Origin of the sequence: Mycoplasma sp. 2248, from assembly GCF_034863245.1 — a bacterium.
GTDB lineage: Bacteria > Bacillota_I > Bacilli_A > Mycoplasmatales > Metamycoplasmataceae > Mycoplasmopsis.
Genome location: NZ_JAYFFC010000010.1, coordinates 1 through 24,031 on the forward strand (window position 1 = coordinate 1; position 24,031 = coordinate 24,031).

The window sequence follows — 24,031 nt, forward strand, 5'->3', positions numbered from 1 at the left end:
AGAAAAAGAAAATCAGCAAATAAACTGCTGATTTTTTCTAATCCTTTTTATATTTATTTACTTTTTCTCTTTTTATTTTAGGTAAATTCAGAACCATTGTAAACTCACCTCTAATAGAGTCTAAATTTGCAAAGTGCTGAAGAATTTCGCTAGCAGACCCATAAAAAAGATTTTCGTGTAGTTTTGTAAGTTCTTTAGCTAAACAAATTTTTTCTTGTCCATTAAATACAGAATTAATGTCTTCTAAAGTTGAGATTAATTTATGAGGCGACACATAATAAATGTGTGTACCGATATTCAATTCTTTAAGTTGATTAATTCTTTGTTGACTTTTGTCTTTAATAAAACCGTGAAATGTAAAGTCATTAGTAAAGTTAGAAGCAACAAATGCTGTTATAGCTGCGTTTACACCCGGGATAATTTCAATATTTATGTTGTTTTTTCTTGCTTCAGAAATAACTTCAAATCCAGGATCTGATACAACAGGCATACCTGCGTCAGATACTAAAGCAACATCTTCTCCATTAGATATTAAGTTAATAATCCCTTGAGCACTATGTTTTTCGGTGAAATTATTGTATGTTAATAATTTTTTATTTGGTATTTCATATCTTTGAAGAAGTTTAGAAGTGACTCTTGTATCTTCGCAAGCAATTATGTTTACGTCTTGTAAAGTTCTTAATGCCCTTAAGGTTATATCTTCAAGATTACCGATTGGTGTTCCTACAATATACAATTTAGCCATAATACTCCATTAATTTGTTTAATAAAAGTTGTTTATGTAATTCAAAATTACCTTGAAAGTTTTTTGAGTTATTAAAGTCATCTAAGTCAACTATAAATGTTAATAAGTTAGGGTGCTTTTCTAATAATTCTTGTCTGAGTTTATTTAGTTCTTTGTGCAATGGTAATGTTTGAAATTCTAAAAACTTACCTAATATGAATGCTTTTAATAGTGATAAAACAAAGTGTGCATCTTTATCATTATCCTTATTTACTATTGTTCTATCTAAATATTCAAACATATAAATTTTATTTAATAAAGATTGTCTTGTAGCAATTATGAAACCTGCAATAAGGTGTTGATATTTATCTAAGTGTTCAGAAGCTTCAGTTAAAAAAGTTAAATCGTTAGAAAGCATTTTGACAACTGAAAAAGTTGGATCATTTTTCAATGAAGCAAATTTTTCTTCTATTGTCTCAGAAGAGAGAATATCAACTTTTAAGACTTGTGCACGGGATAATATGGTTGGAAGAACATTATTCACATTGTTTGTTGTCATTATAATAACAACTTTATCTGATGGTTCTTCAATTGATTTTAAAAGTGAATTAAGTGCAATTAATGAAGAATTTTCAATGTTTTTAATGATAACTATTTTGTACTTATCAAAGTTACTTGAATAAGAAACTTCGTTAAAAACATTTTCAAATTCTTCTTTTTTAATAGGTTCTTCTGAACCGTCTAAATAGTAAATGTTAGATGGTAGGTTTAATTTGTCCAATTCAGCTATTGGAGTGGGATTAATGTTGTTGATAAAATCTAACAAATCGTTGTCAAAATTGTAGTTATTATTAGCAGTTAATAAAAATAAATGATTTAGCTTATTTAATTTTGCTGAATCATTTATTGACTTTAATATAGATTGATTAATCATTACTCGAATGATTTAAGGTAAGATAAAAATTTTGGACTTTGTTGTAACTGCTTGATAATATCTTCTAAAACTTCATCTTCTGTTTGAGTAGCGTCAATAATAATGAAACGTTGAGGGTCTGATTTAATCATTTCTAAGTACCCTTTGTAAACATCGTGGTGGAATTGTAATTTTTCTTGTTCCATTCTGTCTTCAACTAATCTTGTTTCTTCACGACGCTTTTTAGCTTGCTCTGGAGTTAAATTTAAGAAAATCGTAATATCTGGCATTGTTCCATTAATAACTATGTTAGTAATAGCCTTTGTAAATTCAATACCTAAATTTCTTGCATATCCTTGATATGCATAAAAGCTATCTACATATCTATCACAAATAAGAATTTTATTTTCTTTAAGTGCTGGTCAAATTACTTTTTCTAAGTGAATTCTTCTACTTGTTGTGTATAAAAGAGCTTCAGCAACAGGTGAAAGATCTGATTCTTTGCTTAAAATAATTTCTCTAATTTTTTCAGCTTCTTTAATACCTCTTCCACCAGGTTCTCTTGTTCAAAGAGCAGGAATGTGTGGGTAAAGTTCCTGTAATTTTACGTAAAGTTTCTGTGTTAGAGTAGTTTTACCACTACCGTCTAAACCTTCAAATGATATAAACATAGTTTCCTCCAGATGATTTTGTAATTAATTTATTTTTGTCTATTTATAAGTGAGAATTTTAAAGTGATAGCATCAATGTAGTCAACTGATGAACCTACTGGTAAACCGATGGCTAATCTTGTCACTTTTAAATTCTGTTTAGTAAGTTTCTCCTTAAGAAATTCATTAGTTACCTCACCTTTTATGCTTGGAGAAATCCCTAAAATAATTTCATCAAATTTTTGAGCATAATCTAAAAGTTTTTGAATTTCTTTTTGATACTTTTGCTCCTCATATTCATTGATAATTAGATGTGAAAACACATAATACTTACCGTTGTAAATATTAGCATCTTCAATTTTTTGCATAACTTGTCTGTTTTCCACAATTAACAACGTGTTATCTCTTGAGCTATTGTCACAAATACTGCAATAATTGTTTTCAATAACTTGCGAACAAATAGGACAAAATGTTGTTTTTTCTTTTGCATCGATAAAAGCTTGTGCAACTTGTTGCACTTGCTCTTTTTCAGCTTCTAATATTCAATAAACAATTTTTTCAGCTTGTTTTTTAGAAATACCAGGAATTTGCCTGATAACTTCTAAAAATTTGTTAATTTGTTCAGTATTAAACATTCTTATTAAAATGGCATTCCAGGCATTGATGGAGCTAATTTATCTTGCTCTTCTTTGATTAAATCAATACCTTCATTGATTGCTATTGTAATTAAGTCTTGAAGAATGTCTTTATCTTCAGGATCAATTAATAATTCATCAATTTCAATTGAAACTATTGACATATCTCCTTTAAGAACTACTTCAATACCTTGTTTAGAAACTGTGAATGTTTTTTCATCTAATTCTTTTTGTTTTGTTTCTAATTCTTTTTGCATATTTTTAATTCTTCTTAAAAAATCATTATTCATAATAACCTCTATTCATATTCGATTTCTAATTCTTCATCATCACCTAATAATAATTTACCAATTTGAGTTAAGTCAGTTAAAGTGTTTTGTGCAAACTCATCTTCTCATTTTTTAGGTTTATAATCTGCAATTTGGATGTCTTTATTTTGTCCAATTGTTTCTCTAATTTTAGCAAGAGCTGCTGCATCAACTGGATAAATATATTTGTTTTTGTTATCAAAAACATATTTAACAAATTCTTGCATTTTAGGTGTGTTAGCAAGCTCTTTTAGCTTATTAACTTTAGCAGTATCTTTATTGTAAATGTTAATGAAATATTCTGAAGCAGCCATAATTAATGAGTCTTCAAACAACTCAGCAATCTCAGAAAACTCAGGTTTGTTTTGAGTGATTATTGCTAAATCTTGATTAATTGATCTTTGGAATTGAGCTACTTTATCACGTGATGGATCTTCTTTAGATCAAAGAGTGTTGTATATATATTCGAAAACATTAACTTCTTGTGGTTCACTAATTTGTATAGGTTCATCATTTGTCGAAATTTCTTCAGGTTCTGGGAGCTTTTCTTCTTCTTTTATTTCTTCCTGAATTTCTTTTTGAACTTCCTCCACAAATTCCATTGTTTCTTCAAACTTAGGAACTTCTACTTCACGAGTGCTAATTAATATTTTATTTGTTGATGTATCTGATTGTAATTGGATGATATCATCGTTAACATCATCAAAATCACTTGATAATTCGTGTTTTTGGATAATAAATTCATTTGTTTTATTAACTTGATCAGAAATTTCCTTTGTGAGTGCTTTATTAATTTCTAAAGATTCAAGTAAGATGTTTTTTTCTTCTTGCGCTTCAGTAGGTACGTTTTCTTGTTGATAAGGTGTAAATTCATCATCTAATCCATTCCCAACAGGTTCAATTTCAGGAATTATTAATGCATCAGCAAAATGATTATCTGATTGTTTTGTTTCTTGTTTAACTTCTTCTTGAGTTTTTTTCTTAATTTCTTCTGTTTGTGTTTGTGAGGACTCCTGATTTACCTGATTTATTTCAATATCAAAGTTACCGGATATAACTGAAAAAATGTTTTCAGTTGTTAAAACAAATTTCTCTTCCTCAAGTTTTTCTTCTTCTATTTTTTCACTCAAAAATGAGTTATCTATGAAACCATCATCTTCAATTTCTTCAACTTTTATGTCTTGGAGAATAGTGTTTTCATTTTTAGCAACTTCCATTGAAATATTAGTTTTAGGTTCATTAGAAGTTAATTCTTCTTCAATAATTTCTTTAGTTTCTGTGAAAACATTATTAGTTGAAGTTTTGTGATTTTCTTTGTTAAACACAGGTTTGACAAATACAGGTGCAACATAAGTTTCATCTGAATCTTCATGTAAACTAGGATTGATAGCATTTAAAGCTTTTAAAACACCTAATTGAATAATTTCAAATGGATATTCGCTTTTGTTAACTTTAATTAACATATCATAGAATATGTCAGTTAATTCCAAAGAAGTTTTATTATCTAAGTGAACTGATGATAACTCTTCAGGTTCAAATCAACTTAATAAACTTACATTATTTGTTTTAGATAATATTATCTTTTCTTTTAAGAAGTTAACTAAACTTAAAACGAATTGCTGAGGTTCAACACCGTTATTTTGGAATTCATTTAATAATGAAATTAATTTAGTTCCATTGTTAATAGAAATTAATTGGAAGATTTTAACAATTTGCTCTGATGATAAAACACCGAAGTTTTGATAAATTGATTCAGCACTTATGATACCTGAATGCAACATACTAACTTGGTCAGCAATTGTAAGTGCATCCCTCATACCACCACTAGATAATCTTGCGATGAGTTTAAGAGCTTGAGTATCATATTTTATATGTTCTTGGTTAAAAACTTTTGAAAGTTGTTTGATGATATTCTCATCATTCATTCTATGAAACACAAAGTTTTGAACTCTTGATCTAATTGTTAAAGGAATTTTATGTAAGTCTGTTGTCGCTAAAATGAAAATGGCGTGTTTAGGTGGTTCTTCAAGTGTTTTTAATAATGCGTTAAAAGCACTTTTTGTAAGCATATGAACCTCATCTATGATGTAAATTTTGTATTTACCATTCATAGGCGTTTGCTCAATTTTTTCCTTAAGATCTCTAATTTCATCAACACCATTATTTGATGCAGCATCCATTTCGATTATGTCAATATTGTTGTTTAAATTACTTAAGCAAATTTCACATGGATTAAGAACATCAGCAGGATCTTTATGAACACAATTTAACATCATTGCAAATATTTTTGCAATCGATGTTTTACCAGTTCCTTTTGGCCCTGAAAATAAATAAGCATGTGATATTTTGTTAGTCTTTAAAATATTTTTTAAAGATAAAATTATGTGCTCTTGGCCTATAACATCATCAAATGTTTTTGGACGATATTTTCTATACAATGCTTTATATTCCATGTTTAATTACCCTTCTTAAAATTTGATATTGACATAAAAGATAAAATCTTTATTTTAATTATTATACTAATAAAAAACATATAGTTTTTTAAAAGTTTTAAAAAACTTGTCGGATTAGACAAAGAGAGAATAAAAAACTTTTATACCTATGTGCTAGGAATAAAAGTCGAAAAAGCTTAATTTAGTAAATAAGCATAAAAAAAGACCGAAAGGCCTTGATTATTCAGCGCTTCTAGCAGCTCTTCTAGCGTCTCTTGCACGTTCTTTTGCAAGTTTTTTAGCACGAGCTTCAGCACGTAATTTGTTTTTTAATCTAACTACTTTACGCATTTTTATCCTTTATTTAAAATATTTTTATAATGATAATTTTTATGAATTGTGCATATATATTTTTGCAAAAATACATGCTATTTTTCTTATGTTATTTTACTATAAAAAGTCTTAAATCATTCATATTTTTTAAGCTTATAAATTTTTATTTCGATGCCTATGAATATACTTTAAAAATTGTAATTAGCATCTATATAATAAATTATAATTTTAATTAACAAGGATTTAAGTAGGAGCAAGTATGAAAAAAAACTTAGAACAAAAAATTGCAGACAAAATTATCAAACAGTCATTAGATAAGATTATGGATGATCGTTTTGGTAGATATTCAAAATACGTTATTCAAAACAGAGCTATTCCAGAAGCACGTGATGGTCTGAAACCAGTTCAACGTAGAATTTTATATTCTATGTTGGGGCTTGGTTTAACTCACGATAAACCATATAAAAAGTCAGCTCGTGTTGTAGGGGATGTAATTGGTAAATATCACCCACACGGTGATTTTTCGGTTTATGAAGCTATGGTTAATATGTCTCAATGATGAAAAATTAATCACCCATTACTTGATATGCACGGTAATGTCGGTTCTATTGATAATGACCCTGCTGCCGCTATGCGTTATACAGAGGTTAGAATGTCACCTATTGCTGAATATGTTTTAGGTGAAATTAAGAAAAATCCAGTTAAGTTTGCCCCTAACTTTGATGATTCAGAAATTGAACCAATAGTTTTGCCATCGTTATTCCCTAACTTACTTGTTAATGGTGCTTCAGGTATTGCTGTAGGTATGGCAACTGAAATGCCACCACATAACTTAAATGAAATTATTGATGGAGCTATCTACAGAATTACAAAACCATTTTCACATTTTGATGAAATTTCAAAAATCGTTAAGGGTCCTGATTTCCCAACAGGTGGTGTAATCAAAGGGAACAAAGGTATCTTAGAAGCGCTTGAATTTGGAAACAATACAAAAAACAAAATCAGATTGTTCTCTAAATACACAACTTCTGAAGATGAAAAACATAAATATATTGAAATCACAGAGATTCCTTATGGTGTAGTGAAGTCGAAATTAGTTTATGAGATTGACAAAATTATTAAAGAAAAGTTAATTGATGGAATTACAGAAATTAAGGATCAATCAGATAGAGATGGAATTAGCATTTTAATTACTTTAAATAAAAATGCTAATGAACGTAGTATTTTAAATTACTTACTTCAAAAAACAAATATGCAAGTTATTTACACATACAACAATACTTGCATCCTTAAAAATGAGCCTGTTACACTTGGTGTAATTGGACTTCTAGATGCTTACGTAGCTCACGTTAAAGATATTAAAGTTAAGACTTTAACATACGATTTAGAAAAACTTAAATTGCGTTTAGAGCTTGTAGAAGGGTTTATTAAGGTTTCAGAAATTTCAGATGAAGTTATTGCAGTTATTAGAAGATCAGAAGGCTCTAAAGCTGGTGTTATTCAAAACTTAATTAAAGAGTTTGGATTTACACAAAATCAAGCAACAGCTATTGCTGAAATGAGACTTTACCGTTTATCTAAAACAGATAAGCAAGCCTACTTAAATGAAAAATTACAATTAGAAAAAGACATTAAGAAAATTTCTAAATTGCTTATTGACCCAAAAGCGTTTGATCAATACATTATTGAACAATTAATGGAAATTAAAGTTAAATTTGGAACTCCGAGAAAAACTCAAATCGAAGATCAAGAATATGACTTTAGCTATGATCAAACTGATTTAGTAAAAGAAGAAATTCTTAACATTGGAGTTTCAAGAGCAGGATACATCAAGAGATTTTCACAAAAAGTTCTTGATAGTAACAAGATTGAAAATTATGGACTTAAAGATGATGACTATTTAGTTTTCTTCGGAAAAGTAAATTCATTACACAACTTAATTTTCATTACAGCTCAAGGTAACTACATTGTGTTCCCTGCTTACAAAATTCCAGAAGATAAATGAAAAGACAATGGAACTCACTTATCTGCTTATGTAGATATCCGTGTGATGGATGAAATTGTGGGAGTGTTTGAAGTTTCAGATTGAAATATTTTATCTTACATTGCTCTAGCAACAAAAGATGGATATGTTAAGAAAACAGTGCTTAAAGATTTTGAAGTTTCAAGGATTAATAAAATTTACAAGGCTATTAACATTGAAAAAACAGATGCAGTTGTTAATGCTGTTATGACAGATGGAACAACTAATGCAATCATAATTACTGAAAAAGGTAATGTAACTAAGTATGCCGAAACTGAATTACCACAATTTGGAACTAAAGCTAAAGGTAATAAAGGGGTTTACTTATCACTTGATGATAAGATTGCTACATTTACTTGTGCTAAATCAGATCAAATGGTTGGTATCTTATCAACAAATGGACAAATTATTAAAATTAATTCATCTAAATTACCATCTGTGCCTAAAAATATTAAAGGTAAACCTTTATTAAAAGATAATAAGAAATTTATTCCATACGTTTGTGAACCAATCAATGATGAATCAGTTGTCTACATTAAAGATGATTTTGAACACACAATTATTGAATCTATTAAATCATATGGTGTTTCAAACGATAGTGCAAGAGTTTACAACATAGATGTTCCAAGTATTTACAAAATGTCATTTAATGTTAAATATTTTGATAAGGATTATGCAATTGCGCAAAACTTATTCACTCAAGAGCAAGTGAAAAAAGAAAAAGATCTATTAGAGAAGACAGATACTGTAGTTTCTAATGTTTCAAAAAGTTTAGATGACATTTTAAGACGTATTGACGAATTAACCAAGAGTACAAAGAAATAATATCTCAGCAATGAGATATTTTTTTATTTGCAAAATTTGAATAAAAAAGAATAGCCATTTTTAGCTATTCAATTACTAATTCATCTAAACTATTTTATTCTTTAAAGCAATTATTGCACCAATCATTGAGAATAATGGTCCTAAGAAAATAGAAATTATGTAAAGTACCATTACAGCTGTATTTTGTGATGAAACTCTTATGGCTCCTATGATTACAAGAATAAATCCTGTAAGTCCTGTTGCAAAAGATATAAATCCAAGAATACCAAAAACTATAAAGTATAATACCATGAATGCTGCAACATCAGAATAGTCTTTTTCATAAGTTCCATCACCTGAATCTGTTATTGTTGCAGATACACCAGCAACTGCTACAGAGAATAAGAAAATAACAACTGCAAAAACTATGCATAATAAAAGGTTTACAATTGATAAAGCTAAAATAGGTTTAGATAAATTGCTTTGTTGTTTGTTCATAATAACTGATGTTTCCTTTTTATCCTCGTTATATTTTAACAATATATCATATTAATTATATATTATTTGAGTGCGTTTAACTAATTTGATGGAATAACAGTTATTTTGTAGGTTGTTTGTGATTTGTTAATATCAATTCTTGTTGATTCAGTAGTCATTTTGTAACCTTCCGGAACTAATTTAGCTACGTCATAGTAGTAATAGTAATTAGGCAAGTTAGTTGTATTTGTGAAAATAACTTCATCATTATCATTCACAAATTCAAATGTGTATGGGATCATAGTAACAGGAGCACGTTTTTTGGTGATAGTTATATTTATAGTTTCTGTATCATTTAGAGCATAAGTGCTTTTGTTATATTCATATTCACCTGTCTTATATTCTTCAGGTAAATTCTCATCATCTACTTCAAAAAATTGAATATATTCATCAACATCTATTGAATGCATATAGGAGTGAACAATTTCATTTTTGTATAAAAAATTAATTTTGACTTCTCTTTTAGGTATTTCGTAGTGTCTATTTGAATTTTGCACAGTAATAACGATTCTTGCTATAGTCACACCTAAGCCAGAGACCATTAAAAATGACGCTCAAATTATTCATATTAAGGTTTTCTTATTAATTTTCTTTTTCATATCGATCCTGTTAGTTAATAAATTTAATTATAAAGATTTATGAGATTTTAAGTTTAAAAAATAGACTTTTTAGTCATTTTTAAAAGAATATTATGCAAAAAATTAACATATATAATATATTAATCATGAGTATATTCGATTTAAAAGCAGACTATAAACCACAAGGTGACCAACCTAAAGCAATTAAAGAATTAGCAGAGGGTGTTAAAAAAGGAATTACTGACCAAGTTCTTTTAGGAGTAACAGGTTCAGGAAAAACTTTTACTATTGCTAATGTTATTAAAGAGGTTAACAGACCTACTATTATTTTGTCTCATAATAAGACTTTAGCAAGTCAGTTATATAGTGAGCTAAAGTCATTTTTTCCTAATAATGCAGTTGAATATTACATAAGTTACTTTGACTATTTCAGACCTGAAGCTTATGAACCAAGTACTGATGTTTATATTGAAAAGGATTCTAAAACTAATGAGCAAATTGAAATCTTAAGAATGAGTGCAATTAATTCATTAATTACACGTAAAGATGTAATTGTTGTGGCCAGTGTTTCAGCTATTTATGGAGCACTTTCTCCTGAAGTTTATAAAGATTCATTTTTCAGATTTTACAAAGGTCAAGAAATTGGACTGAATAACTTTATCACACAACTTATCAAAATTAAATATGATAGAAATGATATAGACCAGTCTCCTGGCGATTTCACAGTTAAAGGTGACACGGTAATTGTTAGACCTGCTGATTCTGAAAATCATGCAATTAGGATTTCATTCTTTGGAGATGAAATTGAAGATATTGCAACAATAGATCCACTTACAAAAGAAGTCTCTAAAAAACATAATATCTATGTACTTTCACCTGGAGATGAGTATGCTACAGATAAAACTGTTTTTGATAGGATAATTCCAAAAATTGAAGAAGAATTAGCGCAATCAATTGCAAAGTTTGTTAAAGAACAGAAAATACTTGAATCTGCAAGATTATCTCAAAGGGTTAAAAATGATATTGATGATATGAAAGAATTTGGTACTTGCAAAGGTATAGAAAATTACTCAATGTACCTTGATGGTAGAACTTTTGGTCAAAGACCGTACACAATTTTAGATTACTTCCCTGAAGTTTCATTAATGTTAATTGATGAGTCACATATGTTTATTCCACAATTAGGAGCAATGTATAAAGGGGATAGATCAAGAAAAGAAAAACTTGTTGATTATGGTTTTAGATTACCATCTGCTTTTGATAACAGACCTTTAATGTTTAATGAATGAGAAACTGAATTTAAGTTTCCTAGAATTTACATTTCAGCAACCCCGGGTGATTATGAACTTGAAAAAACTGAACCAAGTAATATTTCAAAACTTTATGTTCGTCCAACTGGATTAGTTGATCCTAAAATTATTATTAAACCAAAGCAAAATCAAATTGAAGACATCTATGACACTATAATAAAACAAAGAGAAACTGGTGAGAAGACAATCATTTTAACAGTTACAAAAAGAAGTGCTGAAGAGTTATCAACTTACTTAATTGAGCACGGAATTAAAGCTGCTTATATCCACTCAGAGCATAACACTTTTGTAAGAAATGAAATTATTAGAAAGCTTAGAAAAGGTATTTACGAAGTTATTGTCGGAATTAACCTTTTACGTGAAGGTATCGATATACCTGAAGTTTCTAGGGTTCTTGTTTTAGATGCTGATGTAGCTGGATTTATGCGTAATGCAAGAAGTTTAATTCAGATTACAGGTCGTGCAGCTCGTAACGCAAATGGTAAAGCAGTTTTCTATGCTGATAGAATAACCGAAGCTATGAAAATTTGTATGGATGATAATGAAGAAAAAAGACGTATTCAGCTTGCTTACAATGAAAAACACGGAATTGTACCTAGAACAATTATAAAACCTATAAGTGAGCCAATTCACGGTCACGATATTACAAATGCTGTCGAAGCTATTTTAGCTAAACAAAACAAAACTAAATCAGGCGAAAAAATCGATAAGAAAGCTAAGCAAGAAATTATTGACGATATTAGAAATCAAATGAATCAAGCTGCAAAAGAGCTTGATTATGAAAGAGCTATTGAGCTTAGAAATATATTATTAGAATTACAAGAAACACAATAGAAAGGAGTATTAAATGAGTAAAGAAAATTTATTAATTATTCAAGGAGCTAGAGAAAATAACCTTAAGAATATTGATTTAACTTTACCTAAAAATAAGTTAATCGTATTTACAGGTCTTAGTGGTAGTGGTAAAAGTTCACTTGCGTTCAACACAATCTATGAAGAAGGAAGAAGAAGATATGTCGATTCTCTTTCATCTTATGCAAGAATGTTTTTAGGAGGAACTAAAAAACCAGATGTTGACAAAATTGAAGGACTAAGTCCGTCAATTTCGATTGAACAAAAAACTGTTCATAATAACCCTAGATCTACTGTCGGGACAGTTACTGAAATTTATGATTATTTCAGATTACTTTTCGCAAGAATTGGTAAACCATATTGTCCTACACATAACATTGAAATTTCAACTCAGACAACTAAAGACATTTTAAATTCAATTTATGAACAAGAACCTAATTCAAGACTTGTTATTTTAGCTCCATTAGTTGATGGAGAAAAAGGAACACACCAAAATCTTTTTGAAAAGCTTAAAAAAGAAGGTTTCTTAAGAGTTAAAGTTAACGGTATGTATATGATGCTTGATGAACCTATTGATTTGAACAAAAACAACAAGCACACTATAGAATTAGTAATTGATCGTGTTAGATTAACTGAAGAAAATTACAATAGAATTTCACAAGCTTTGGAAATTGCAACTGAATATGCAGATGGATTAATTAAGGTTGAAAATGTTGACTTAGATAAAACATTTATCTTCTCAAAAACATATTCTTGCATCTACAAAGATTTCAATATGCCTAAAATTGAAACAAGATTATTCTCATTCAATGCTCCATATGGAATGTGTGATAACTGTAAAGGTTTAGGTCTTGAGTTTAAAGCTGACTTTGATTCAATTGTTCCTGAACCTTGAAGATCAATTAACGAAGGTGGAATTGAATATTTCCAAAATACAGTGAATACTCAAAACCTTGAATGACAAGAGTTTGATCAACTTTTAAATTACTACAATATAAATAAAAACACACCTATTGAAGATTTATGAGAAAAGGAGCTTGAAATAATTAAATATGGTTCACACGAACCTATTGCTTACACATTAGTTTCTTCATCAAATAACATCATCAGAAGAGAAAAAGAAATTGATGGTATCTTAACTAAGATTGAAAAAATGTATTATGAAACTACTTCAGATAGAAGAAGAGATTACCTTAAAAAATATATGGGTTCATTCACTTGTTCAGTATGTAAGGGTTCAAGATTAAATGAATATGCATTAGCAGTTAAATTAGATAATAAAAATATTTATGATTTTATTGCTTTATCAATCGAAGATTCACTTGTAGCGGTTAATAAATTAATTGATACATTTAATGATAATGACAAGCAAATTTCATCATTAATTACAAAGGAATTAATCGACAGATTAAGCTTCCTTAAAAATGTAGGTCTGGACTATTTAACCCTTAACCGTAGTGCTGAAAGTTTAAGTGGTGGAGAAGCTCAACGTATTAGATTAGCTACTCAAATTGGTTCAAATTTAACAGGTGTTTTATATGTTTTAGATGAACCATCAATTGGATTGCATCAAAAGGATAACTTAAAACTTATTGATGCACTTAGAAAAATGGTTGATATTGGAAACACATTAATTGTTGTTGAACATGATGAAGACACAATGTTTGCATCTGACTATATCGTTGATATAGGACCAGAAGCTGGTTTAAATGGTGGAACAGTAGTTGCTCAAGGGACTTTAGATGAAATAGTAAAATCAAAAAATTCAATTACAGCTAAATATTTATCTGGTGAATGAAAAATTGAAGTTCCAGCAACACGTAGAGGTGGCAATGGTAAACAAGTTACTATTTATGGAGTTAGAGAAAATAACCTTAAAAATATTCATGTAACTATTCCTCTAGGTAAATTAGTTGCAGTGACTGGAGTTTCAGGATCAGGAAAAAGTACATTAGTTAATGAAATTTTAGTTAGAGGAATTCAACATTCACTTGGACTTAGTGAAGGTTTAAATCACAAGAAAGCTAAATTTAAAACTATTTCAGGCTTAAACAACATTGATAAAGTTATCGCAGTTTCTCAGTCACCAATCGGAAAAACTCCAAGATCAAACCCTGCTACTTACACAGGTGTGTTTGATGATATTAGAGAAATTTACGAAAACATTGAAGAATCAAGAATTAGAGGATATACAAAAAGTAGATTCAGTTTCAATGTGCCTGGTGGTAGATGTGAAAAATGTTCAGGAGATGGTTTCATAAAAATTGAAATGCACTTTTTACCTGATGTTTATGTGCCTTGTGATCAATGTGATGGTCAAAGATACAATAAAGAAACACTTGAAATAAAGTACCACAACAAAAATATTTCTCAAGTTTTAGATATGAGTGTTGATGAAGCGATTGTATTTTTTGAGCACAGAAATAAGATTATTGACAAACTTCAAATCCTACAGGACGTCGGTTTAGGTTACATTAAGCTTGGACAAATGTCAACAACCTTAAGTGGTGGAGAAGCACAACGTGTTAAGTTAGCAACTTACTTGCAAAAGAAACCGACAGGTAAAACAGTTTATGTCCTTGATGAACCAACAACAGGATTACATACTCACGATGTTAAGAAATTAATTCATATTCTTAATAGTATTGTTGAAAACGGTGATTCAGTTATTGTCATCGAACACAACTTAGACGTAATCAAATCTTGCGATCACATTATCGATTTAGGGCCTGATGGAGGAGTTCACGGAGGACAAATCGTTGCTCAAGGGACGCCTGAACAAGTTGCTGTAAATCCAAGAAGTTACACAGGTCAATTTCTTAAGAAAATTTTGTAATCAAAAACTTAATTAATTTAATAAAATTAAATTACAAAATTTAAATTTCAAGGAAAATACTCAATGAATAAAGAACGTAAAAAAATTAATGTCAAGAAAATCATTGATTTCTATGATTTAAAAATCATAAATGGTGAAAATCAAGAATTGGTTTATAACGACATTTATCAACCTGCAATCAAACGTGTAGGACTAGAATTAGCAGCTAATTATTTAAATGATAGAATTAACAAAAACGTTATTGCTTGGGGAACTGCTGAATCGTCTTGATTTTTTGAAATAGGTAAAACTAAAGCTTACCAAGCTATAGAGTGTGTTATTTCACAGCAACCTCCACTTGTTATTTTGTCTAAAGGGTTTAATAAACCTGCGATTAACTGAGTTGTAGATATAGCGAACAAATATAAAGTTCCAGTTGCACTTGTTAATATGAGTACATCTTACATATCAACAAACATCGGTTCATATTTAAATAACTACTTTGGGGAAGTTACACAAGTTCACGGAACATTAGTTCTTATTGGAGGAACAGGTGTGCTTATTACTGGAGCTAGTGGAGTTGGTAAATCTGAAGCTGCTTTACAATTAATTCAGCAAGGTGCAGTTTTAATTAGCGATGATGCTGTGTTGATTAAAGATAACGGAAACATTTTTATCGGATCATCACCAGAAATTACACGTAATTTTCTTGAAATCAGAGGTATTGGTTTAGTTGATATTAAAAAACTTTATGGAGTATCAACTGTAGCCAAATCATCAATCATCGATCTTGTTATCGAACTTGTTAAACAAGATGGTAACAGTGAATTCGATAGATTAGGTGTTGATTATTTAGAATATCCAATTTTTGGGCGTTCAATTAAGAAAATGCAAATACCAATCAAAGAAGGAGGTTCAGCTGCTTCATTAATTAGAGCTGCTGTTAATACTTACTTAGCTAGAAATGATGGTATGAATGTATTAGATGAAATTTATGAAAGGACACTATTAGAAAATGAATAATTCAGCATATCCTGCTTGAGTACCTGATTCTCCAATAGCAGAGGGTACTTCAACAATCTTATTTAGTATTGGTTCCTTTCAAATGCACCTTTACTCATTTATGATTATGTTAGGTTTTATCCTATCAATTCTTACTGTTTTATTCTTCTGATTTAAAGAAGGCTGAAATATAGATATTTTATTTGTGATAATTTTAATCACAGTTCCTGCTGGTATCATTGGAGCTCGTTTAGGGTTCATTATTGAAAGACTTATTTATGAACCTGATAATCCATTCCCTAACTCGCATTGATATGCAATTTGACAAGGGGGATTAAGTATTCAAGGGGGAGTTGTTTTAGCCGCTTTCCTTGATATAGTTTACTTATACACAAAGAGAAAAGATGTTGATTTGAAAAAAGCATTTGGATACATTCTTCCAGCGGTTTTAGTAGGTCAATTTGTTGGACGTTTCGGAAACTATGCTAACCACGAGGTTTATGGAAAAATAGACTGAACTGGTGCATCAGTATTAGTATTCGGAAAATCATTTGCTTCAAATATGTACATTTCTGACTCATTAACTGCAAGTATGGGTCTTGAAGGTGCTTACAGATATCCATTATTCTTATACGAAGGATTAGCAAACTTAATTGGTTACATTTTAATTTGTTGAGTTGTTAACTACTTTGGATTATTAAGACCAGGGTCAGGTGGAGCTTTATACTTAATTTGATATGGTATAACTCGTGCTGCAATGGAGCCTTTACGTGAAGAATCATATAACCTTTATTCAGTGGTTGCTATCTTATTCATCATCGGTGGTGGATTAGCACTTATCTACTTTGAATTCTTAAGAGGAAATTTATATGTCAGAAAATTACAAAAATACAAATTTGTATTTGAACACAAAAATAAAGAATCTTACTTAAATCACGTAAATATCACAAGTTTTAGCTACTTATTTAGTAAATTATGAGCCAAAAGACCCGTAGCTTAATTTAGATATATCCAAGCAATTGGATATATTTTTATTTTGCTAATTTTGATGCTTAATCAAACTAAAATTTATTTAGCTCAATTAGCAAAAACTTACTTTTTAACCTATATAACTAGCAAATTTGTATTTTTTGATAAAATCTACTCACATTTAACAATGATTTAAAAAGTTATAAAATTTAAAACTAAATAATTAGTTTTTAAGGAGAGAAGATATGAACGAAATTTATGATCTTGTGATTATTGGTGGAGGACCTGCTGGATTAAATGCAGCTTTATATGCATCAAGAGCAAACTTGAATGTTGCATTTATTGAAAAAGGTGCTCCTGGTGGTAAATTATCATCAACTGCAAAAGTTGAAAACTGATTAGGTACATCTGAAATTGAAGGTTGAAAATTAGCTCAAGAATTCTTTGACCATGCTAAAGAATACGGAGCTAAATATCTTTATGGTACAGTTACAAAAATTAATAACTTAGGTAAATATGATAAAGAAATTGTTTTATCAGATGGTTCAGTTGTAAAAGCTAAATCAGTTTTAATTGCAACTGGAATGATAAATAGAAGACCAACTTTCATACCTGAATATGATAGATTTGAACACTTTGGAATTAGTTACTGTGTTGTTTGTGATGCACCATTATTTGGTAAAAATCCATCGGTAGTCTTAGGTGATGGGAATTCAGCCGTTGAAGAATCAATTTACTTATCTAGAATTGCTAGTGAAGTTAATTTAGTTATCAGAGATGAAACTTTTAAAGCTGATAAAGTTTTAGTTGAAGAATTATTGAAGCAACCAAATATTAAAGTGTTTAAAAATTCACAAATAGTTCAGTTGTTGGGTGTTAGACAACTTGAAGGAGTTGTTATTGAAAATAAAAATGGTGAGCGAACAGAACTTAAAGTTTCATCATTTTTCCCTTACATAGGATTTGAATCATCTGCGTGATTTGCTCAGGATTTAGGAATACTAGATGAAAAAGGTTTTATTGTTACTAACGATAAAATGGAAACAAATGTTCCAGGAATTTATGCAGCAGGTGATATTAGACAAACAAAAGTTCGTCAAATAGTTACAGCAGCATCAGATGGCGCAGTAGCTGCTAGAAGCATAATTGATTATTTAAGTTAATTTGCGATTTAAAAGAAAGGAGTGATAATGCAGAGGGCACAAACTAAAAATTATGTTCCAACACATTTTAGTTTCTTTGAATTAACGAAAAATTATAGAACTGCTTCATTGCTTTCTATATTATTTGCTATTTTAGAAGTTGTAGCACAAGTACTTATTCCGTTAGCTGTTAAGAAATTAATGGATAATGGAATTCAAAAGTTAGCATTTGCAGCATTACAAAACGAAGCGTGAAATGGTATTTTAAAATATTCGCTTGTTATTATTGCGCTCGCTTTAGCATCACTTGCTTTTGGTGCACTTAGTGGAATTTTCGCATCCAAAGCGGCTGCAGGACTAGGTTATAATGCTAGAGCATATGCTTATAAAAATTTAATGAGATTATCATTTAAGAACTTAGATAACTACTCAAATGGTACACTTATAACAAGACTAACAACTGATATTGTTTCTATTCAAAATGCTTATTTAAACATCATTAGAATGATGCTTAGGGCACCAATTATGATTTTGGTTGCTATTTCTATTGCATTTACAATAGCACCTATATTAGCATCAATTTTGCTTGCTATCATGGTTGTGTTAGCTATATTTATTGGTTTTGTAATGTTTATGGTTTATAGAAGATATCATTTAATGCTTAAAGCTTATGATGGCTTAAACACAAAAATTGGTGAAAACTTAAATGCAATTAGAACAATTAAATCATTCGTTAAAGAACAAGATGAATTGCTTGATATTAAGAACTCATCAGCATTAGTTAGAAAAATTTCTATAATGACTGAAAAATGAATTAACTCAAACAGAGCTTTATTTGGGTTACTTATTTATGTTTGTTTAGTTTCATTTATTGCAGTTGCTACAAAAGATATTGTTGTGAATAAGCAAAATGCAACAATGGATTTTGGTACATTAACTTCTTTCATTGGTTATATGTTCCAAGTTCTAGTGAACTTCATTTTATTCTCTGTAGGTGTTATTAATGTAACTTCTGCTAAGGCATCTGCTAAAAGAATTAGAGAACTTATTGAAGAAAAACCAATTTTAGTTCAAAAAGAAGATGGGTTCACAGAAGTTGCTAGTGGAAAAATTGAATTTAGAAATGTGTCTTTAAAATATAAAGAACACGCTGAATTAAATAACTTAAATAATATTAATTTAACAATTGAACCAGGTGAAACTGTTGGTATTTTAGGAAAAACAGGAGCCGGTAAATCTTCACTTATTTCACTTATACCAAGGTTATATGATGTAACTAATGGAGAAGTCTTAGTTGGTGGAGTTAATGTTAAAGATTACAATCTTGAAGCACTTAGAAATCAAGTTTCTATAGTGCTTCAAAAGAATATTTTATTCACAGGAACAGTTGCCGAAAATATGCGTTGAGGAAATGAACAAGCAACTGATGAAGAAATAATTGAAGCACTTAAAAAAGCATCGGCTTATGACTTTGTTTTTGCTAAAGATGGCTTGAGCACTTGAGTAGAAGAATCAGGAAATAACTTTTCAGGTGGTCAAAAACAACGTCTTTCAATAGCAAGATCTATACTTAAAAAATCAAAAATTCTTATCTTAGATGACTCAACTAGTGCAGTTGATAATAATACTGATAAGAAAATCCAACACTCACTTAAATATGATTTAGGAGATGTAACTAAAATCATTATTGCGCAAAGAATTTCGTCAATTCAGCACGCAAATAAGATTGTAATTATTAATGATGGTGAAATTTCAGGAATTGGTAAGCATGAAGAACTTTTAAAATCAAACGAATACTACAGACATTTATATGAAACACAAAATAGAGGTAGTGATGAATAAAAGAAAAACTATAAAAAGCTCAGAAGCTAAAGGTGCTCTTAAAAGAGTCATTGCACTTATCTGAGCTACAAATAAATGATATTTTATGCTTATTATTTTCGGTTTCGTTATTTCATCAGTAGTAAATGTTTTGGGGCAATCTTATTTGGGGTTAGTGCTATTCAACAAATTCTTAGTTCCATTTTTTCAATCAGGTTTCACTGAATTTGATTGAAATGGATTCAATCTTTCAATCATTATCTTAGTTAGTTTATTTTTATCAGGTGTGCTTTTTGAATTTATAGCAACCAGATTAGCAGTATTCTTAACACATACAACTATTAAAAACTTACGTGATAGCTTATATGCAAAAATGCAAACATTACCAATAAGCTACTTTGACAAGAAACTTAAAGGTGACTTAATGTCATTGTTTGTTAATGATGTTGATGTTCTTAAGCAATTCATAATGCAAACTGTACCAACAATATTTTCAAGCTTAGCAACACTTATTGTGACAACAGTGTTTATGCTTTACTACAACTGATTTTTATCATTAATAGTGTTCGCACTTGTAGGAACAACTATGTTATTATCATCTGTTTATGCAAGCAAATCAAGTAAATTCTTTACATTAAGACAAAAACGTCTAGGTATTATTAACGGATTTATAAATGAGATGATTAATGGTGTTAAGGTTATTAAAGTCTTTAATCATCAAGAAGCTTCATTTGAAGATATGCAAAAGAGAAATAAAGAGTTCTATGAAGCTGACTACAAATCAAAAGCTTATGTAACTGTTTTATTCCCTGTATTTATGAATATAGGAAATATCAACTATGCAATTATTGCTATTATTTCTGGACTTATTTACCTTAACGGTGGTAAAATTGGTTCATTAGATGTCACAATCAGTGCAGGAGTTATTGTTGCATTCTTACAATATGCACGAAACTTCTCGCTACCAATTTCTCAGATTGTTCAAGAGTTCAATACACTTGCAATGGCTGCAGCTGGTGCAAGACGTGTATTTGATGCAATGGATAATTTATCAGAAGTTGATAAAGGTTCAATAGAAATTATCAATCATTCAGATTTATCTAAATCGAACATTATTTGATTTAATTCTTATGATAAAGAAAAATTCTTAAGCGAACCATCAAGATACTACTTCAAAATACCAATGGGTTCAATGGGATGCTTAATTAAAAGAATTGAAGGTAAGTTTGATTTCAACCACGTTTATGCAGGTTACGTTGAAGGAAAACCTATTATCAAAGATTTTGATTTACATATTAAACCAGGTGAAAGAGTTGCATTTGTGGGTGCGACTGGTGCTGGAAAAACTACAATTACAAACTTAATTAATAGATTTTATGATGTGTTTGAAGGTTCAATTAAACTTGATGGAATTGATATTAGATTAATTAAAAAATCTTCATTACGTAAATCACTTGGATATGTTCTTCAAGAAACTTCATTATTTACTAAATCAATAGCTGACAACATTGCTTATGGTGTTCCTGATGCAGCACTTAAAGATATTAAAGAAGCTGCAAAAATTGCTAATGCAACTAGATTCATTAAACAAACTGAAGATGGGCTTAATACTATCTTAGAAAATGCAGGAGAATCACTTTCACAAGGCCAAAAACAACTTCTGTCAATTGCTAGAACAAGTATGTTAGATCCAATGATATTAGTGCTTGATGAAGCTACTTCAACAATTGATACAGAAACTGAAAGAGAAATCCAAGAGGGTATGTATGAACTTATGAAAAATAAAACTTCATTTGTTATAGCACACCGTTTAAGTACAATTAGAGATGTAGATAAAATCGTTGTTATGGATCAAGGACAAATTAAAGAAGTTGGTTCTCACGATGAGCTTATCAAATTACACGGTGTCTATCACCAACTTTACACAGGTAAAATTGAACTTGATTAACATAAATCAGAATAGCTTAAATAGCTATTCTTTTTTTATATAAAAAAACACTCTAGTAATTACTAAAGTGTCTATGTGCAAGTGAAATAAGTATTATTTACCTTCTTTGGTTTTAGTTCATTTAGCTACAAAATCAGGTATTGATTTGAATTCTGATAATTCAAAGAATGTTTTAGATGGAATGAAGTATTTGTAAACTTGATCAAGTTCTTTAATGTTTGTATCATAGAAACCATTTTTCGGTTTAACTTGATCTCTTTTAATAATGTGGAATGTAGTAGGGATTGCAAAATCTTCAGGATCAACAAATGCTTTAGCTTGCTCTAATGATAAGTTGTAAGCTGATCTAACAAATGCAAGTGTTGATAATAGAACAGTTGATGAAGCTTGAATTCCAAAGATATGTGTTTTAGAATCGTTGTTAAATGTCTCGTTGAAGAATACTGACTTACCATAATCAGCTTTAGAGTGATCAACTGCGATAATGTTTTCTCAAGAAACTGAAGAGTCAAGAATAATTGCTTTATTGTTATCTCCAAATAATGTTCTAATGTACTCGATTGATTCATCTTTTGAATAAACTGGGTGCATTTTATACATATAATTGTATTCAGATTCAGGATATTTAATTTTTATAGCATTGATGAAACTTATAATTTCTTCTCTATTTTCAGTAAGTTCTTTAATTCTTCATTTTCCATATAATGGATCAGTTTCAACTTTTGTTTCGTATTTTCTAAATAATGATGAACCCATAAATACTAAGTTCTTCTTAGATGAATCATAATGTTCTTTTCCGTGAATTACAAAGTCAAGAGCATTACGAACCTCTAATCTATTTAGTTTTTCATATTCAGTAATTGCTTTTTCCATTTCTAATTTATCATTTTTGAAAATTTGTGAATAATCAGTTGGGTAATCTTTAATTGATAATGATAAATTAGCCTTGTCTAAAGCTCTAAGTTGCTTGTTGAAATATTCAATGTATGAACCATCAAAGTTGTAAAGTTTAACTTTGTCAGTTAATTGGAAGTAGTATCTATAGTCAATTGTTTGTTTTTGAGTTCTTTGCATTTCTTCAAATGAAGCTGCGATTTCATCTTTTGAAAGATTGTTTGAAGTTCTGTTAGCTCAACTTTGATATGAAGCCTCAACAAATTTATAAGGTTGTGCATTTCCATCTGATAAAAGTACTATTTTATTAGCGTGTTCTAGAACGTAATTTCTAACTTCTGCTGGTAATGATGGGAATGAAATGTCCGGAATGTAGAAGTCGAATTTATTTACACCTGCATCTTTATATGGTTTTAGGTAAGTTAATAATTCTTTTAATGTTCTCGGAAATACGTCGTATTTTTTGTTAGCATTATCGTTTAATGATGGATTCATATCTTTTAATTGTGATGCAACCATTAATTTACCATTACCAATGTTGTATTGACCTGGTGTTTGTAAAACGTCTCCATATTTTTGCAATAAATAGTCAAAATTAAATCTTTGGGTTCCTGTGTTTGACTTATCATAAACTGAATTGTCTATTAAAAATAGTACATCATTAAGTGAATCTTGATTTCTATTTTTGTAGTTTAATTCACCTAACATTAACATAAATGCAGAGTTGAAATATTGAGCTGCATTTCTAGACATAAACACAGTTGGAACTGAGTTTTCAGCTGAATCAACAATCTCGTTGAAGAATTGTTGATATCTTGGATTAAGTGGCTGAGATTTAATATTTTTAAGAAAGCCCTTAATTAAAATTTCTTTTGAATATGTAACTTTACTATCTTCTTTTGATTCAAGTAAAACAGTGATTTTTAATGTTCCTTTATCATCATCAGTTTCTGAAACTGAAATAGTTTTGTAAATTACAAGCTCATCTGTTGATGGATTAATAGTTACATATTGACTAAGATTTTCTGTGTTTATAACAGATGGTTTTACATAACTATTAACAACATTATATGTAACATTAGTCTTTGCTAATGGATTCTTTGTATTACTTGGTGCTGCTGCGCAACCTGCGCTGGTTGCAACAAGAGCAGTTAAAGGTGCACTTGATAATATAAATAAATTTTTTAATAATCTTTTTTGTTTCATAATTAAATAATACAACTTTTAAAGCAATATGTCAAGTTTCACTTTTCACCGAAACCATAGTCAGCAAGTCTTAAAAGCAAAAAAAAAAAAAAAAATAGGCTCATAAAAGTGCAAAATTTCGTTATTTTGCTTATT

The 24,031-nt window shown here is 29.4% G+C and carries 17 protein-coding genes; 8 read left to right on the forward strand and 9 right to left on the reverse strand.

The window, feature by feature from the left end; all coding sequences use genetic code 4:
• Nucleotides 1-37 precede the first annotated feature (37 nt).
• Genes rsmI through dnaX form a run of 6 tightly spaced genes read right to left on the reverse strand, consistent with a single transcriptional unit; the run spans nucleotide 38 to nucleotide 5,683 of the window.
• Nucleotides 38-745 (reverse strand): 16S rRNA (cytidine(1402)-2'-O)-methyltransferase, encoded by a 708-nt coding sequence (gene rsmI / locus VBM91_RS02790; RefSeq protein WP_323189208.1) that lies wholly within the window; start codon nucleotides 743-745, stop codon nucleotides 38-40.
• Nucleotides 738-1,658, reverse strand: a complete 921-nt coding sequence (locus VBM91_RS02795) for a hypothetical protein (protein ID WP_323189209.1) — start codon at nucleotides 1,656-1,658, stop codon at nucleotides 738-740. Before VBM91_RS02795 ends, rsmI begins: the two co-directional genes overlap by 8 nt.
• Entirely contained in the window at nucleotides 1,658-2,308 is a 651-nt protein-coding gene (gene tmk, locus VBM91_RS02800; RefSeq protein WP_323188320.1) for a dTMP kinase, read from the reverse strand. Before tmk ends, VBM91_RS02795 begins: the two co-directional genes overlap by 1 nt.
• A gap of 29 nt (nucleotides 2,309-2,337) precedes the next feature.
• Entirely contained in the window at nucleotides 2,338-2,922 is a 585-nt protein-coding gene (locus VBM91_RS02805; protein ID WP_323189210.1) for a toprim domain-containing protein, read from the reverse strand.
• Between the two features lie 5 nt (nucleotides 2,923-2,927).
• Nucleotides 2,928-3,212 carry a YbaB/EbfC family nucleoid-associated protein gene (locus tag VBM91_RS02810; RefSeq protein ID WP_257089044.1) on the reverse strand — a complete coding sequence of 95 codons (285 nt, stop codon included), beginning with the start codon at nucleotides 3,210-3,212 and terminating at the stop codon, nucleotides 2,928-2,930.
• Between the two features lie 8 nt (nucleotides 3,213-3,220).
• A complete protein-coding gene (gene dnaX, locus VBM91_RS02815; protein WP_323189211.1) occupies nucleotides 3,221-5,683 on the reverse strand; it encodes a DNA polymerase III subunit gamma/tau in 2,463 nt (820 codons plus the stop codon).
• Between the two features lie 571 nt (nucleotides 5,684-6,254).
• On the opposite strand from dnaX, the gene VBM91_RS02820 reads away from it, so the two are divergent.
• Nucleotides 6,255-8,843, forward strand: a complete 2,589-nt coding sequence (locus VBM91_RS02820; protein ID WP_323189212.1) for a DNA topoisomerase (ATP-hydrolyzing) — start codon at nucleotides 6,255-6,257, stop codon at nucleotides 8,841-8,843.
• Nucleotides 8,844-8,927: 84 nt separating this feature from the next.
• Here VBM91_RS02820 and VBM91_RS02825 read toward each other — a convergent pair whose 3' ends face one another.
• Nucleotides 8,928-9,320: a hypothetical protein gene (locus tag VBM91_RS02825; protein ID WP_257089038.1), complete on the reverse strand. Its 393-nt coding sequence runs from the start codon at nucleotides 9,318-9,320 to the stop codon at nucleotides 8,928-8,930.
• Nucleotides 9,321-9,400: 80 nt separating this feature from the next.
• The gene (locus VBM91_RS02830; protein WP_323189213.1) at nucleotides 9,401-9,958 is read right to left on the reverse strand and encodes a hypothetical protein; all 558 of its coding nucleotides are present in this window, start codon (nucleotides 9,956-9,958) and stop codon (nucleotides 9,401-9,403) included.
• Nucleotides 9,959-10,083: 125 nt separating this feature from the next.
• Here VBM91_RS02830 and uvrB point away from each other — a divergent pair, with 125 nt between their 5' ends.
• The 7 genes from uvrB (at nucleotide 10,084) to VBM91_RS02865 (ending at nucleotide 21,796) form a co-directional block, all read left to right on the forward strand.
• The gene (gene uvrB, locus VBM91_RS02835; RefSeq protein WP_323189214.1) at nucleotides 10,084-12,081 is read left to right on the forward strand and encodes an excinuclease ABC subunit UvrB; all 1,998 of its coding nucleotides are present in this window, start codon (nucleotides 10,084-10,086) and stop codon (nucleotides 12,079-12,081) included.
• Between the two features lie 13 nt (nucleotides 12,082-12,094).
• On the forward strand, nucleotides 12,095-14,935 hold the full coding sequence (gene uvrA, locus VBM91_RS02840; RefSeq protein WP_323189215.1) for an excinuclease ABC subunit UvrA: 2,841 nt from the start codon (nucleotides 12,095-12,097) through the stop codon (nucleotides 14,933-14,935).
• Nucleotides 14,936-14,998: 63 nt separating this feature from the next.
• Nucleotides 14,999-15,937 carry an HPr(Ser) kinase/phosphatase gene (hprK, locus tag VBM91_RS02845; protein ID WP_323176713.1) on the forward strand — a complete coding sequence of 313 codons (939 nt, stop codon included), beginning with the start codon at nucleotides 14,999-15,001 and terminating at the stop codon, nucleotides 15,935-15,937.
• Nucleotides 15,930-16,916 (forward strand): prolipoprotein diacylglyceryl transferase, encoded by a 987-nt coding sequence (lgt, locus tag VBM91_RS02850; RefSeq protein ID WP_323189216.1) that lies wholly within the window; start codon nucleotides 15,930-15,932, stop codon nucleotides 16,914-16,916. Before hprK ends, lgt begins: the two co-directional genes overlap by 8 nt.
• Nucleotides 16,917-17,130: 214 nt before the next feature.
• Nucleotides 17,131-18,048, forward strand: coding sequence for an NAD(P)/FAD-dependent oxidoreductase (locus VBM91_RS02855; RefSeq protein ID WP_323189217.1), 918 nt, complete (start codon nucleotides 17,131-17,133; stop codon nucleotides 18,046-18,048).
• 27 nt (nucleotides 18,049-18,075) lie between these two features.
• Nucleotides 18,076-19,869, forward strand: a complete 1,794-nt coding sequence (locus tag VBM91_RS02860) for an ABC transporter ATP-binding protein (RefSeq protein ID WP_323189218.1) — start codon at nucleotides 18,076-18,078, stop codon at nucleotides 19,867-19,869.
• Nucleotides 19,862-21,796 (forward strand): ABC transporter ATP-binding protein, encoded by a 1,935-nt coding sequence (locus VBM91_RS02865; protein WP_323189219.1) that lies wholly within the window; start codon nucleotides 19,862-19,864, stop codon nucleotides 21,794-21,796. The genes VBM91_RS02860 and VBM91_RS02865 overlap by 8 nt, the downstream gene beginning before the upstream one ends.
• Nucleotides 21,797-21,889: 93 nt before the next feature.
• Here VBM91_RS02865 and VBM91_RS02870 read toward each other — a convergent pair whose 3' ends face one another.
• On the reverse strand, nucleotides 21,890-23,896 hold the full coding sequence (locus VBM91_RS02870) for a lipoprotein 17-related variable surface protein (protein ID WP_323189220.1): 2,007 nt from the start codon (nucleotides 23,894-23,896) through the stop codon (nucleotides 21,890-21,892).
• Nucleotides 23,897-24,031 lie beyond the last annotated feature (135 nt).